This window comes from Streptomyces longisporoflavus (assembly GCF_014649775.1).
GTDB lineage: Bacteria > Actinomycetota > Actinomycetes > Streptomycetales > Streptomycetaceae > Streptomyces > Streptomyces longisporoflavus.
In genome coordinates this window covers 1-14,057 of record NZ_BMTR01000060.1, presented here as the reverse complement: position 1 = coordinate 14,057, position 14,057 = coordinate 1, and the positions used below count along the sequence as shown (strand labels likewise).

13 protein-coding genes are annotated in these 14,057 nt (G+C 70.5%); 5 read left to right on the top strand and 8 right to left on the bottom strand.

The features are described 5' to 3' along the window. Positions 1-177 precede the first annotated feature (177 nt). Together IE226_RS42435 and IE226_RS42430 are read right to left on the bottom strand one after the other, a co-directional pair. Positions 178-1,110, bottom strand: coding sequence for a hypothetical protein (locus IE226_RS42435; RefSeq protein WP_190086883.1), 933 nt, complete (start codon positions 1,108-1,110; stop codon positions 178-180). Between the two features lie 836 nt (positions 1,111-1,946). Beyond that, positions 1,947-3,101, bottom strand: coding sequence for an FAD-dependent monooxygenase (locus tag IE226_RS42430; protein WP_190086882.1), 1,155 nt, complete (start codon positions 3,099-3,101; stop codon positions 1,947-1,949). Between the two features lie 173 nt (positions 3,102-3,274). On the opposite strand from IE226_RS42430, the gene IE226_RS42425 reads away from it, so the two are divergent. The 5 genes from IE226_RS42425 to IE226_RS42405 all read left to right on the top strand — a co-directional run bounded on the left by IE226_RS42425 (position 3,275) and on the right by IE226_RS42405 (position 8,767). Further along, positions 3,275-3,610: an ArsR/SmtB family transcription factor gene (locus IE226_RS42425; RefSeq protein WP_190086881.1), complete on the top strand. Its 336-nt coding sequence runs from the start codon at positions 3,275-3,277 to the stop codon at positions 3,608-3,610. Positions 3,611-4,569: 959 nt separating this feature from the next. Continuing rightward, on the top strand, positions 4,570-4,977 hold the full coding sequence (locus IE226_RS42420; RefSeq protein ID WP_229871949.1) for a hypothetical protein: 408 nt from the start codon (positions 4,570-4,572) through the stop codon (positions 4,975-4,977). Between the two features lie 355 nt (positions 4,978-5,332). Next, on the top strand, positions 5,333-5,911 hold the full coding sequence (locus tag IE226_RS42415; RefSeq protein WP_190086880.1) for a carboxymuconolactone decarboxylase family protein: 579 nt from the start codon (positions 5,333-5,335) through the stop codon (positions 5,909-5,911). Further along, positions 5,908-6,780, top strand: coding sequence for an RNA polymerase sigma-70 factor (locus tag IE226_RS42410; RefSeq protein WP_190086879.1), 873 nt, complete (start codon positions 5,908-5,910; stop codon positions 6,778-6,780). Before IE226_RS42415 ends, IE226_RS42410 begins: the two co-directional genes overlap by 4 nt. 523 nt (positions 6,781-7,303) lie before the next feature. Then, the gene (locus IE226_RS42405; protein WP_190086878.1) at positions 7,304-8,767 is read left to right on the top strand and encodes a flavin-containing monooxygenase; all 1,464 of its coding nucleotides are present in this window, start codon (positions 7,304-7,306) and stop codon (positions 8,765-8,767) included. A gap of 336 nt (positions 8,768-9,103) precedes the next feature. On the opposite strand, the gene IE226_RS42400 is transcribed toward IE226_RS42405, so the two are convergent. The 6 genes from IE226_RS42400 to IE226_RS42375 all read right to left on the bottom strand — a co-directional run. Next, positions 9,104-9,913 carry a DinB/UmuC family translesion DNA polymerase gene (locus IE226_RS42400; RefSeq protein WP_190086877.1) on the bottom strand — a complete coding sequence of 270 codons (810 nt, stop codon included), beginning with the start codon at positions 9,911-9,913 and terminating at the stop codon, positions 9,104-9,106. Between the two features lie 86 nt (positions 9,914-9,999). Continuing rightward, the gene (locus IE226_RS42395; RefSeq protein ID WP_190086876.1) at positions 10,000-10,665 is read right to left on the bottom strand and encodes a response regulator; all 666 of its coding nucleotides are present in this window, start codon (positions 10,663-10,665) and stop codon (positions 10,000-10,002) included. After that, complete coding sequence (locus tag IE226_RS42390; protein WP_229871948.1) at positions 10,662-11,819, bottom strand: sensor histidine kinase; 1,158 nt, start codon at positions 11,817-11,819, stop codon at positions 10,662-10,664. The genes IE226_RS42395 and IE226_RS42390 overlap by 4 nt, the downstream gene beginning before the upstream one ends. Beyond that, positions 11,816-12,535 (bottom strand): ABC transporter permease, encoded by a 720-nt coding sequence (locus IE226_RS42385; protein ID WP_190086874.1) that lies wholly within the window; start codon positions 12,533-12,535, stop codon positions 11,816-11,818. Before IE226_RS42385 ends, IE226_RS42390 begins: the two co-directional genes overlap by 4 nt. Next, positions 12,532-13,458 (bottom strand): ATP-binding cassette domain-containing protein, encoded by a 927-nt coding sequence (locus IE226_RS42380; protein WP_190086873.1) that lies wholly within the window; start codon positions 13,456-13,458, stop codon positions 12,532-12,534. Before IE226_RS42380 ends, IE226_RS42385 begins: the two co-directional genes overlap by 4 nt. 153 nt (positions 13,459-13,611) lie before the next feature. Next, positions 13,612-14,057, bottom strand: a 446-nt coding sequence (locus IE226_RS42375) for a hypothetical protein (protein ID WP_308429604.1), incomplete at its 5' end; no start/stop codon positions are given.

Sequence of the window (14,057 nt, the reverse complement as noted above, 5' to 3'; positions counted from 1 at the left end):
CGGCGGAAAGCCACTCCCACCAGCAGAAACTCAGCGATCAAGTTCGGAACGACAACAGGTACTAAGCGAAGGCCTTGCAGGCCCGGCTCGTAAAAGACATGACGGCTCCCAGCACCCGAACACCCAGTGATAGCTACCCGACGTCACCGGGGTCCTTACAAAGGAATTAGGACAAGCTCAGCCCACCCGCTCGTAGGTAAGGACGGTCTTGGGGTGGTTGCCGATCGTGCGTAGGCGCAGCGGGCCGTGCGGGGACTTCACGTCGAAGGAGTACTGGGTCTCCTGCGGCGGGCAGTTGACGGTTTTGGTGCCCTGATCGAGTTTGAAGTTGCGCATGGACAGGTCGTGCTGGTCGATGCCGGAGACGACGGCGCTGCCCTTGCATCGCGGGCCGGTGCGGGACTCGATGTCCACGCGTGCCCGTCTGCCCGGCTCGACCTGGTGGAGGGTCAGCTGCTGGCTGCCGTCCGTGGCTCGCCACCGGCCCACGAACCAGGGGTGGATGGGCTTGTGCTTCATGGCCGCCTCGGTGAATCCGGAGCCTTTGCGCCAGGTGAGCGTGGTGGTTTGCAGCATGCCGGGATCGACGAAGTCCACTCGGGTGCCGCCGTCGCGGATGCGGGCCTTCGGCCAGACCATGTTGTTTTTGGTCGGGTCGGTGGTCCAGGAGGAGAGGTCCCCGGTGGCGACGGCCGCGATCACTTCTTGCGGTTCGTCGCCGTCCCTGCAGTGGGCGCCGAAGCCGGCCGCGAGCCACACGGTGTCCCGGTACGCCTTTGCCCTGATACCGCCGCACGGTTTGGTGCCGGTCTCATAGACCGTCTTCCGGGCGGACCAGGCGGCGTCAGAGGCGTGGCGATGCTGTGCCTCCAGGCCGCGGCGAGTGAAGCGGAGGGACACCTGCCGGCCGTCGGACAGTTCGACGACGGTGTGGTCGTCGTCGTCCTCCACGACCCGTGAATCAGGCTTGTCCTCCGCTTCGCGGGGGGACTTCGTGTGCTTCGCTCTGCTGCCGGAGGGTCCCTTGTCCGATTGCCCGGCGCAGCCGCCGACGGCTGCGCCGAGCATCAGCACCGCTGCCGCCCACGCCGCTGCGCTCTTCGTTCTCATGCCGTGTCAGCTCCCCTGCAGGCCGTGCCGCGATGCCCGGGCCGGTGGGTGGCACGAACTCGGCGATGCTAGCCGGTGGGCGGCCCGCCCCGCTCGGCCCCCGGCACGGTGCGGCGCCGGCGGTTGCGTCACTCGTCGAGGACGGCGGCGACCGCACCCGGGCCCGCGCTGCTGCCTCCCGCATTTCCAACTCCCCGATCAGCGAACCCATCAGCGTCGCTTCCTCCACCCGCACGGCAGGGCTCGGCCGACCGGGCCGGGACCCTCACCGCGATGAACCGCATCATGGGCCGTGTCACCGATCGGCGGAAGTTGTGCCGGTGGTCAGGTCCTCTTCGACCAGTCGGTGCGGGGGCCTTTGCGGGTGATCCTGCGGGTCATAAGGGTGATGAGTCCCCGGGTCAGATGGGTTTCCGATGCTCTGGACCAGGCACGGCTGCTTGCCGTCAGGAGGTGGCCGTCGACGTGTCGATGAATGCTGCGAAGGCCGCGAGGGTGGTGAAGTCGTCGTTCCGCAGACCGATCCGCGGATTGACGTGGTGGAGCAAGGCGGGTGTGTGGTGGTCGGCAGCGCCTTGGTCGGCCGTGTCCGTCCGGCACTTCGCCTGCGCGTGGCGGGGGTGTAATCAGCGGCAGTACCCGTGTGGTGGCGAGCGCCGGGAACGGTGGGTATGGCTGCCGGTCTGGTGCACGGGCGGTGGCCTGCCGCGCCGGGTTCGCCGGCACGCCGGTGCATGGTGGTGCCGGTGCGGCCGGGTGCTGCCGCGGAGCTGCGCACCGGCCGCTGTCCGGTCGGTGGCCGTCGGTGCGGGTGCGGGTGCGGGTGCGGGTGCGGTCTAGCGGGTGGCGGTTTGGCGGGTGGTGGTCGGGTTGGTGCGGGCGATGGTGCGGTTGATGGTGCGGGCGGCGGCGTTGCGTATGGCGAGGCCGGTCCGGGTGCGGGGGAGCAGGAGGCGGGAGAGCGGGCCGACGCGTCGCTGGCGCGGACCCACCTCGCGGCGGAGGCGTGATTCGTAGGCGGTGAAGGCGCGGGTGTGGTCGCCGGGGCGGGCGGCGAGTTGTTCGGCGAGGGCGTGGGCGCCGGCCATCGCCATGCTGGAGCCGTCGCCCAGCAGGGCGGTGGCCGCTGCCGCGTCTCCGAGCAGGACGATGCGTCCGCGGGACCACGTGGGCATGCGGAGGGTGGTCAGGGGGTCGAAGAAGGGGGCGGGGTGGTCGAGGAAGGCTGTCACGAGTTCCGGTGCCCGCCACCGCAGGCCGGCGTAGGCGTCGGCGACGGTCTGCTTGTGCAGGGCAGTGTTCTTGCGGTCGTGGGGCGCCGGGTGTGCGGCGCGGAAGGTGAAGATTGCCAGCGGGGTGGTGCGCGAGGGGTGCAGGACCAGCATCCGGTCCGGCGCGGTCAGCATCGTCATCTGACTGGGGTCCTCGACGGCGCCGGGCTCCAGCGGGACGGTCGCGCCGTACAGGCCTGTCGGGCGGGCGTACTGCCGCTCGGGTCCGAAGACCAGGCGCCGTACGGCGGAGTGCATCCCGTCGGCGCCGACCACCAGGTCGAAGCGCCGTGGTGCGGATCGCCGGAAGGTGACGTCCACCCCGCCTTCATCCTGCTCGAGGGCGGTGATGGTGTCGTCGAAGAGGAACTCGGCCCCGGTATGCGCCGACTGATGGAGCACCCGGGACAGGTCGGCCCGGGTCACCTCGATTGTCGGGTTCTTCTGCGAGGTGAGGGGGAGTTGCAGGATCCGCCTGCCGTGCGGGTCGAGCAGGGTCAGCGACCGGTTGCGGGTGGCCAGCTCGCGGAGTTGCGGCAGGATGCCCATGCGCTCGGCGACCGGGATCGCGGGCCCCTTCACGACGATCGCGCTGCCGCCGGAGCGCAGTTGCCGGGCGTGTTCGACGACGGTGGGCCGGTAGCCGTTGCGCGAGAGCCAGTAGGCGAGGGCGGGCCCTGCGATTCCGGCGCCGACTATCAGCACGTCGGGCTTCTTCATGGCGATGACCTCCGGGGGTGTCGGGGAGCGGGCCGGCGGCGGGTGCCGGGCCGGGGCTAGGGGGGGGCGGCGGCACGGGGCGGCGCCCCCCGGCCAAGGTACGAAAAGTTTCGTACCTCAGTGGAGCACGTCCCTGAGGTACGATGCAAGCCGTACCTGGAAGGGGGTGCCGCGTGACCGGGAAGAACCTGGCCGGCCCGAAGGCCGACGCGCTCGACCTGGGCGCAGTCTTCCGCGCGCTGGCCGACGAACACCGCCGGTCGGTGATGACGCAGTTGGCCGCCGACCGCAGCGACAGCGAACGGGGCTGCAACTCGTTCAATCTCCCGATCTCCAAGCAGACCCAGACCCACCACTTCCGGGTCCTGCGCGAGGCAGGCCTCGTCGACGAGATCGACTACGGCAACCGCAAGGGCATCCGGCTGCGCCGCGCGGACATCGACAAGGCATTCCCCGGACTGCTCACCCTCCTGGGCGCCCAGTCCGAGGGCGGTACCGCTCCTCGCTGAACACGGCTGGGCACACCGCAAGGAGTCCGGGCCGGCCCCGGGCCGCGGTCCCGACCGGATCCATCTGTCGCCCGGCTCGCAGCCAGCCGGGCACGACGCGCACACGAGCGGACCGCTGTCGCTTCGGCCGCCGTCCCGCGCTCGTGACCGGCGCCGGGCACGTCCGCGCGCGCTCCCTCACGCCGGCACCCGCCGGGGTTTCCCCGGCCTGCGTGCGCAGCAGGGCCACCGGGGGGGGTGAGGGCGGGGCCCGGGCGCAGCAAAGCTCCCGGCAGGCGGGTGCGTGCCGGCGGGTGCGTGCCGGGTCCGAGCCGTCCTGCCGGGAGCTTTCCGCATGCTTGCATGCCCGGCCGGGGCCAATCTGCGCCGCCGGCAGCGCAGTGGTGTGCGGGCGCAAGTGCTGACCGGTCTTCAGACTCGTGCTGACACGGCCGGGCCGATCACTTGGGGGGTGAGTGCCGACGCCGCGGTCTGCCGCGCCCGTCAGTATGCTGCCGGTGCCCGGCGTGACGGGCAGCAGCAGGAACAACCGCCGGGCGGACGCTGCCCCGGGCCGCTGGCCGGCCCGGAACGGCACTTGCTCCGTGCTCACCCGCACCCAAGGACCCGGCACTGTGGTTCTGGAGGGTCACCGCGGCGTGTGCGGGCAGCAGCCCGACCGACGCGCCGGAGGGCGGGCCTGCGCGGGCTCTGGCGTGCCGGCCTGCGGGCGAGCACGCGGAGGTGGTCCTGCGCTGGTATGCCGGCTGGACCACGAGCCCTGACGTCTTTTTCCGTGGGTGCGGACGACCCGGCGGAAAGGGGCGCGACGCCGTCAGCAGGGCACGGCGGCAAACGCTGCGGCATGCTGCCGGTCGGGCCGGGGGGGTGCCTCTATGTTCTTCGTCAAGCGTGTGGGCAGCTTTGGCCCGGGGACCGATCTTCTTCGTGGGGCATGAGATTGTCTGGTCGTGCCAGAGATGATGAGTGGGTTGGAGGCGGCCTTGGCTGAGGCGTCGTCTCCTTCGTGGACGCAACGTGCTCGTGCCGGGCGCGACCTTGCTTCCTTCCCTGATGTTCCTGAGGCTGCGGAAGCGCTGGTGGGGCTGCTGCTGGACGTCGAGGACACGGCTGTGATCCGACAGACGGCAGAGGCCCTGGCCCGGGTGGGGACGGTGGCCGCCGTAAGGCTCATCGCTCTCGCGGTTGCCGAGGCTGACGACAAGCAGGCTGACTGGCTGCAGGCCGGGGTGCATGACGCGCTCGCGGGACCGGACTGTGTGCCGGACGTCGCAGCGGCCTGCACGAACCTCGCCCGGGACCAGGAGGACGCTGTCCGACGGGCTGCCGCAGATATCTCGGCGTGGACAGACGACACAAGGCGTTGACCTGAATCGGGCGTGTGGTCGGCGGCAGCGGGATCTCGTCCGGCCGCAGCCACTGCTCCCGGTCGCCGTGGCCGGCGCGCCGGCCCGTGTGCCGGGGCGCCAGTGGCTGCTGGACTCGTCGGCTGCCCGGCGCTCTTGGGCCTGCCGGCCGGAGCATCTGTTGTTGCGTGCGCCCCGGCAGCCCCTGCCCGGGGGCGCTCGGCGACGAGGAATTGATCTTCCGGCCGCTGTCGCCTGAGAGCGGCCGCGGGCTTGTGCGCGCTGACGGTGCATGTGCGGCGGCGATGGTGGTTGTCACATCCGTTGGCCCGTCGGTGTCTTCATGCCGAACAAGCAGATGTCCAAGGAGGACACTATGGCGATACGCGTTCCGAAGGCAGAGCTTCCCACCGAGCTCAGGGAAAACATGATCAAGCAGCTCGGTGCCGTGCCCGAGCCTGTCGAGGCGGTGTGGCACAACCCCAAGGTCGCCACGTCCAACCTGGAGTTCTCGGCCAGGCTCGCCGAGTGGGATGAGACCGACGCGAGCCTCAAGTCGTTCGCGCACCTGGCGGTCGCGGCGCAGGTGGGCTGTGCCTGGTGCCTTGACGTCGGGTACTTCCAGGCGCAGAACCAGAACCTGGACCTGGCCAAGGCGAGTCAGGTGCCACGGTGGCGGGAGGCGGAGGTGTTCACCCCGCTGGAGCGGGACGTGCTTGAGTACGCCGAGGCCATGACGAACACGCCGCCGACCGTCACCGACGAGCTGCACGCGAGCCTGCTCGAGCGGCTCGGCGCGGCGGCGATGGTCGAGCTCACCGCGTACATCGCCTTCGTCAACATGGCGACCAGGAACAACAATGCGAACGGGATCGCCTCGCAGGGCTTCTCCGAGGCTTGCGAGGTTCCGCTGGCCGCGCGTGCCGGGGCCTCCGCCGTGGCATCGCCGGCATGACCGAGGACCCGTTCGTGGCCCACCGCAACCTGCTGTTCACGGTCGCCTACGAGATGCTCGGGTCGGCGGCCGACGCGGAGGACGTGGTGCAGGAATCCTGGCTGCGGTGGGCTGACGTCGCCCAGTCGCAGGTGCGTGACCCACGGGCGTACCTCGTCCGGATCGTCACCCGGCAAGCGCTCAACCGTCTGCGAGCGTTGTCGCGCAGCCGCGAAGACTACGTCGGCGAATGGCTGCCGGAACCGCTGTTGACCAGTCCTGATGTCGCCGAGGACGTCGAGCTCGCGGAGAGCATCTCGATCGCGATGCTGACCGTGCTGGAAACGCTCGGGCCGACTGAGCGGGCGGTGTTCGTACTGCGCGAGGTGTTCGATATGCCCTACGGCGAGATCGCCGCAGCCGTCGGGAAGTCCGCGGCCGCGGTGCGGCAGATCGCACGGCGGGCGCGCGAGCATGTGGCGGCTCGGCAGCCGCGGGTGCAAGTGAGCCGGTGGGAGCAGCAGGCCGTGGTGGAGCGGTTCCTGGCAGCGTTGCGAACCGGACAGGTGCAGGAGCTGGTGGAGGTCATGGCGCCGGACGTGGTCCTGATCGCCGATGGCGGCGGGCTCGCGGCCGCTGCTCTGGCTCCGGTCCACGGGGCCGGCCTGGTGGCGAAGGTGCTCGCGCGCACAAAGCGGCCGGAAGCGGCCGGGCTTGAGGCGACGGCCGTGTGGCTAAACGGCGCACCTGCGGGCCGGATCGAGATCGACGGCGAGCTGGCCACGGCGCTGAGCCTCGTGGTGGAGAACGGGCGGGTCACCCGGGTCTATCTCGTGAGAAACCCACAAAAGCTGACACGGCTGGACGAACCATCCGAACTCGCCAGGTAAGCCTGCTGCTGCTCTGGCGTCGCCGGCGGTCGGAACCGTCCGGCGACGCCGTCCCACAGAGCGACAGCTCGCCTCGAACAAGCTGGCGGGCCAGGTCATCCGGGACAACGAGCGAATCGGACCCGTGCACCTGCGACCGGGACCCGATCGACAGAGACGGGACAGTGGTCGGCGACCGGAGCGTGTCCGGCGGCTGTCCGTTGACAGCGAAGTCAGCCGGACGGACGGCGCCAACCTGCATGGACTGGACGGGGTGGCAAAGCGGCGCAAGGGGTCGGGGACTCCGCGTCGTCGACTGCCGCAGGGACAAATGGATACGGCGTTCCCGGTTTCTGACGCGCCGTGATGCGCGTGGTCGTCTCCGTCTGCGGGCGTTGACCGCGTACGTCGTGTCCCGGGGTGTGGCCGTGCTCGTTCAGCCTCTGGTGCCCCGGGTACCGGAGGGCGCCCCGGGCAGGGAGGCCGGCAACCGGGATTATGGGGGGAGCCGGACACGGCGATCGCCCACGGGGAGTGACAGCTGATGAGAGCGTGTGTGGTCGGGGCCGGCCCCGGGGGAATCGTCACCGCCAAGGTGCTGCTGGAGAACGGCTTCGACGTCACGGTCTTCGACAAGTACCAGCAGGTCGGCGGGATCTGGTCGACAGAGGGCTGCTACGACGGGCTGGCCAACCAGTCCGCGCTCCGCATCTTCGAGTTCGCGGACCTGCCCAACCGCTTGCACTTCGCCAGCGCGGTGGACACGCAACGCTACCTGGAGAACTACGCCGAGATCTTCGGTGTACTGGACCGCGTCCGGCCCGGTACCGAGGTGATCTCCATCCGGCCGGTGGAGGGCCCCGGGCGGGTGGGCGCCTGCGGCTGGTCGGTCGACTCCCGGCCCGCCGGGGACAAGGCGGCGGACGTTCATCGCGAGACATTCGACTATGTCGTTGTCGCCAGTGGGGCTCATCATCATCCCCGACTGCCCGAGCTGCCCGGGCGCGAGGCGTTCCGCGGGACCGTGTCGCACTCCAACGAGGTGCGGGCCGGGACATTCGCCGGCCGGCGCGTGGTCGTGGTGGGCGGCGGCAAGTCCGCATTGGACCTGGTCACCCGCGCCGCACACGAGGCGGCCTCGGCCACGATCGTGCAGCGCAAGGTGAACTGGATGATCCCCGAGCGGTTCCTGCTCGGTCTGGTCGGCTACAAGTGGATCCTGTTCACCCGGTTCGGTGAGGCGCTCCTGCCCCGCTACCACGATCCGGCCTGCGTCCGTCCGATCGACCGCATCGACGAGCGGGTCAAGCGGGCTCTGTGGTGGCTCATCACCCGCGACGTGCTGCTTTCCACCGGGCTGTACCGGCTGCCGAGGCAGCTGCGACCCGCTTACGCGCTCCCCTTCCATCTGGCCCACGCGGGAGTGATGCCACGCGGCTACGCGCGGGCCGTGCGCCGCGGCCGGATCGCCCCCAAGGTCAGTGCCGTCGAGGCGTATACCGACAAGGGGCTGCGACTGGCGACCGGCGAGGAAGTGGCGGCGGATGTCATCGTGTTCGCCACGGGGCACCACAAAGTCTTCCCGTTCCTGGACTCGAGCGTGCGCGTGCACGATGACGACGGGCGGCTGCGGCTCTACCGAGGCATCGTGCCACCCGGCGCAGACCGGCTGGGGTTCGTCGGTTTCCGGCAGGTCTTCAACAACATCATGGGCGTGGAACTCACCGCGCACTGGCTGACCAGCCATTTCCGGGCGACGCTGCGCACCGCCCCGGGCGAGCAGGGGATGCGGGAGGCCATCGACGCTCGCCTGGCCTGGCAGGAGCAGGTACTGCCAGGCTCCGGCGGCTACGACTTCGGCCCCTACGACATCCACTGCGCGGACGAACTCCTGCACGACATGGGGTTGCCATCCCGCCGCGCCGACAACCTGCTGGCCGAATACCTGCTTCCCGGCGGAGTGGCACGCCGCTACGCGGGCCTGACTCGATCGAGTTCGGCGAAATGAATGCAGAGCATGAGCGGCCCGGCGCTCGGCGAGCCCCGCTGACCTGCCGAGGAATGCCCACAAGTGTGGGTTAACGGAGCCTGCTTCGGCTGAGCCGGCTGGGTTCGTCGTCAAACGCCTGGGTTGGATGGCAAAGGACAGCGACGTCAGTGCCGAAGCGACGCGCCCGACCACAAACTGCGTTTCGTCACCTGCGCGGCCCCGTTTCGTCGGTGGCCCATGGGTTGTGGGGGGGCGTGAGGGTGGCGGGCTTGATGGCGTGTGGCCCGAAGCGGGCGCGGGACTGGTCGGCGACGGTTTCGAGCCGGCGGGCCCGGTCGTCGCCGGTGTCCGGGCTCAGCTGATGGTGGGCGGTGGCAACTGGAGCGAGATCAGCCCGCAGGGACGACGCCCGTGCCCGGGCCCGCTGGAGGCCCGGGGACTCGCAGAGATCGTAGGCGGTGCGGTTGAGCGTGGGGGAGTGGCCGGAGGGCTCTCGGCCGGGGTGCGGGTCCGTGTGCTGGTGCTGCGGTCGGCGTAGCGGACGGTGAGGGTCAGAGCGCGGCAGGCGTCGTGGCCGCTGCGCAGCCGCAGGCCGAGCTCGTCGGCCATGGCGGGCAGTGCACGCCGGCGGGCGGCCGGGTGCAGTTCGTCGCGGTCGAAGGTGTGACTGGTGCTGGTGGAGCGGACCAGGGCGGTGCGTTGCACGCTCCGGTCCTCCAGTTCGCGTGCCCGGGCGTAAAGTTCGCGGGCGGCGTGCGCATCCAGTAGCCGGGCCGGGGGCCCGGTGGGGGTCTGGGCGAGCTGTCCGATCGTTTGGATCCCGGAGCGGCCGGGGGTCTGGGCGGTGGCCGGTCCGATGCCCCGAAGCGCGTCGCACGGTTGTGGGTTGAGGAATGCGGCCACCGCGGCGTCATCGGGTGCGATGACGATGACCTGCCCGTGTGAGGTGGCCGCGGCCATGGCGGCCGGGAGAGGGGAACGGCCGCCTCCGACCGCGGCGGTGCGCACCCCGTACCAGGCGATGGCCCGCAACTGCAGCAGCTGTCCCCGCTCCCGGGCGGTGCGGCCGAACAGAGGCAGGGCGGCGTAGTTGGGGACAGTTCGGGTGTCTCCGTCCCGCCGCCGGGCGCCTGGCCCGCGAGAGGCGAAGATGCGGGAGGCCATGGGCTTCATGGAGATCCGCGACTGCATCCACACCCTGGCCGTCTACTGCATCAAACGCTCGGGCGTCTGCCGGAGCAGTTGCGGGCTCAGCGTGAGCTGCCCGGGAGGACGAGGCCGTTTTCGTAGGCGAACACCACAGCTTGGGCGCGGTCACGCAGCTGGAGCTTGGCGAACAGGCTGCCGATGTGGCTTTTCACCGTCGCCTCGGTCACGACCAGGTGCGCGGCGATCTCCGGGTTCGACAGGCCCCTGGCCACCAGGAGGAGGGTTTCCCGTTCCCGGGGTGTGAGATCGGCCGGCAGCTTGGTGGGGGGCCGGAGCGGTTCGGTGCGGGTGGCGTAGTCCTCGATCAGCCTGCGGGTGATCGACGGTGACAGCAGGGCCTCACCGGCGTGCACGACGCGGATCGCCTCCAGCAGGCGGTCGCGGGAGGCGTCCTTGAGCAGGAAACCCGACGCGCCCGCCCGTAGTGCGCCGAAGACGTATTCGTCCAGGTCGTAGGTCGTGAGGATCAGCACCCGGGGCGAGGATCCGGCGGCGGTCAGCCGGGAGGTGGCCTCGACGCCGTCCATGTGCGGCATGCGGATGTCCATCAGGACCACGTCAGGGCGCAGAGCGGCGGCCCGGGTGAGTGCCTCGTGGCCGTCGGCGGCTTCGCCGACGACCTCGAGGTCCTTCTGGGTCTGCAGGAACAGCCGGAAGCCGGTGCGGATCAGCTCCTGGTCATCGACGATCAGAAGGCGGGTGGTCATGCCGCATCCCCCACGGGGAGCCGGGCGCTCACCAGGAATCCGCGGGCGGTATGGCGGACGTCCAGGCTGCCGCCTGTCACCGCCGCCCGCTCCCGCATGCCCAGGATGCCGTGCCCGGCGGCCGACGGGACCGGGTCGCGGCCGCCGCCGTCGTCTTCGACCGTGACGTCCAGCTGCGTCCGGCCGTAGTGGAGCGTCACCGTGACCCGGGTGGGGTCGGTGTGTTTGAGCACGTTGGTCAGCGCCTCCTCGACGATTCGGTAGGCCGATAGCTCAAGGCCGCCGGCCAGCGGCCGGGCCTCGCCGGTGAGCTTCAGCCGCACGGGCATCCCTGCTGTCCGGTATCCGCAAACCAGCTCGGCGAGCTGGTCGAGCGACGGCTGGGGCCGCCACTGCGCGCTGCTGTCCGACGTGCGCAGCAGGCCGAGGATCCGGCGGAGCTCGGCCAGGCTCTGCTCCGCGCTGGCCTCGACCCGTTCCAGGGTCTCGGCCGCGACCTGTGGCTCTGTCGGCAGGACGTCCCTGGCGCCGCGCACACCGATCAGCATGACGGTGACCGAATGGGCGACGATGTCGTGGAGTTCGCGGGCGATGGAGGTGCGTTCCCGCTGTGCCGCGATCTGGTCGAGTTGCTCGCGCTCGCGTTCCAGGGTGGCCGCGCGGTCCTCCAGCGCCCGGGTGTAGCGCCGCCGGGTCTGCAGATACGAGCCGAGGGCCCACGCGCCGATCGAGACGGGCAGGGAGCAGATGCTCGCCAGAAGCAGGAACAGCGCCGTCGGGACGAGCGCCGCCACCGAGACCCTTCGGTCACGCAGGTCGGCCAGCGAGGCAAGGGCGACCACGACAGGCGCCCCGCCCGGCGAGTAGCCCAGTGCCACGAGCACCGCGGCCCCCGCACACGCCGCGATGAGCACCGCCAAGGGCGCGCGGCGGCGGACGAGCAGGGCGGAGCCGGCAAGTACCGTCACCACGACCGGGATCGCCGCGACTGGGATCACACCGACCCGGGTCACGCCGATCGGGGGATCGCCGTCGAAGAGCTGGCCCAGCTCCACTCCGGTCGTGATCGCCGCCAGCGCGAGGTCGAACAGCGCCGAGCGGCGCGCGACCAGCAGGTCGTACGCCGCCCGGACCCACCGAGGGAGCCGGTTCACGCCAGATCGCGCCGTCGCTCGACGATGACCGCCACAAGCGTGACCGCGACCGTCCATGCGGCCAGTACCCATCCGGCCTCGGCCACCGACAGGGTCGTGTGGTGCGTCATCCGGCTCAGAATCCCGGCCGCACCGAACGGCGTGAGGTTGACACCCGACTCCCAGACCCCGGACAGCAGCGGGACCACGGCGAAGTTCACGATCAAAAGGACGACCACGCCCAGGACCGGGCTACGGATCAGGGCGCCGAGGGCGGCACCCAGGATCGCGGACAGGACGAACGCCGCGAGGTTGCCCGCCACGACGGCACCGACGTCTCCCGAGGTGAGATCGGGACCCGGGTGGTCACCCAGCAGCGGCAGCGCAAGCCCGACCGACACCATGGTCGTCAGCGTACCGAGCAGGAGCCCGGTCAGCGCGTAAACGGCAATTCTCGCCGACAGCACGGCCCCGCGGTGACGGCGGCCCACCAGAGCCGCCGGTGCGGCCGTCCGGTGCCGATACTCCCCGGCCGTACCGACCAGCCCCCAGAGCAGAAGCAGGATCGGCAACGCCGACAGGGCCTCTTCCTTCTCGGGCACCTCGTCCAGCGTGCCCGACCACATCGCGACCGCCAGAACGTTGAGGACCGCGAACGCGACCCCGCCCACCGCGAAGCCCAGCACAGTCCGGGTGGTCACGGTCTTGATCAGTTCGCCTCGCAGGAGATGGCTCAACGCTCCGCCCCTCCCGTAAGACCGAAAAACGCATCCTCCAGCGACGCAGTCCGCTGGACGATCTCCTCCAGCAGGACGCCGTCGCGGTGGGCCAGCCGTGCGACCTCCGCGACGCCGAGCCCTTCGACCAGCAGCCTGTCTCCGTCCTCGCGCTTTGTGCGGCCACCGGCCCGGGCCACCAGCCCCGACAGACGCTCGGCCTCGGCGGTGCGTACGACGACCACGCTCTCCCCGGACCGTTCGAGGTCCCGGATCGCGCCTTCGTGGACCAGCCGTCCCCGGTCGATCAGGATCACGTCGTCGACGGTCTGGGCCGCCTCGCCCAGCATGTGGCTGGACAGCAGGACCGTGCCACCGTTCGCGGCCCGATCCCGCAGCAGCGTGCGCAACCAGCGGATGCCCTGCGGGTCAAGGCCGTTCACCGGCTCGTCAAGGACCAGGATCTCCGGATCGCCCAGGAGCGCTGCGGCGAGCCCGAGCCGCTGCCGCATGCCCATCGAATACTTCCCGACCCTGAGCTTGGCGGCCTCCTCCTCCAGGCCGACGAGTTCCAGGACCTCACCGACCCGGCGGCGGGACAGCCCGGCCAAAGCGGCCAGCGACCGCAGGTGCGCCCGGCCGGTCCGGCCGGGATGGGCACCGCACGGCTCGATGTGCACGCCGAGCAGGCGGGCGTCGGGCCTGATCGTCGTGGCTGACGTGCCACGTACGAACGCCCGGCCCGCAGTCGGTCGTGCCAGTCCGACGACCGCTTTGAGCGCGGTGGTCTTCCCTGCCCCATTCGGGCCGAAGAACCCGGTCACCCGTCCGGACCCGACCGTGAACGACAGGTCATCGACTGCCGTTCTACGGCCATAACGCTTGGTCAGCCCTTCGACCCTGATGGCTGCCGGGTCTCCAGCGAATGTTCGTGAAGAAGTCATGCCCGAAGCTTCCGATGCGGTGATCTCCCAGTCATCCGTCCACGGTCGAAACCCGAACTCCCACCAGGGGAGGAGACCGCTAGGCGCCGTCTCCCGGAAGTCTGCTCCAGCAGGTGTTTCACAGGTGCCTTCTGGCACGGAGAGCAGGGGGAGTCACTCCTTCCAGGGGCCGGGCGCGGGCAGGGCTGCAATGCGTCGCTGGGGCCGCACTGTCGCCTTCCTCTTCAGCTCGAGATTCTCGCGGTAGAGGTTCGCGGTCACTGTGGCGAGCGCGTCGAGTTGCCCTTCGGGGGTGCTGACCCGGCCGTTGGCGGTACACAGTCGGCGCCGCAGCTCGGCGAGTTCGGTGTCTTGGGCGGTGGGGGCGGGGCATCGGACGGTGCGCGGGACACGGGTATCCCATTCGGCCAGGATCTGTTGGGCGCGGTGGAGGGTGGCGTGGCTCACCCGGGCTTCGCGGGCGAGGTTCTCCTTGGTGAGGGCGCCGTCGGTGTGCAGAGGTGTCCCGGCCAGGAGCCGGTCCATGGCCTGACGGAGTTGGGTGTAGCTCTCCTCGGGGGAAGGTTGCCGTTCAGGCGGTGAGGTCGTAATTGTTCTGG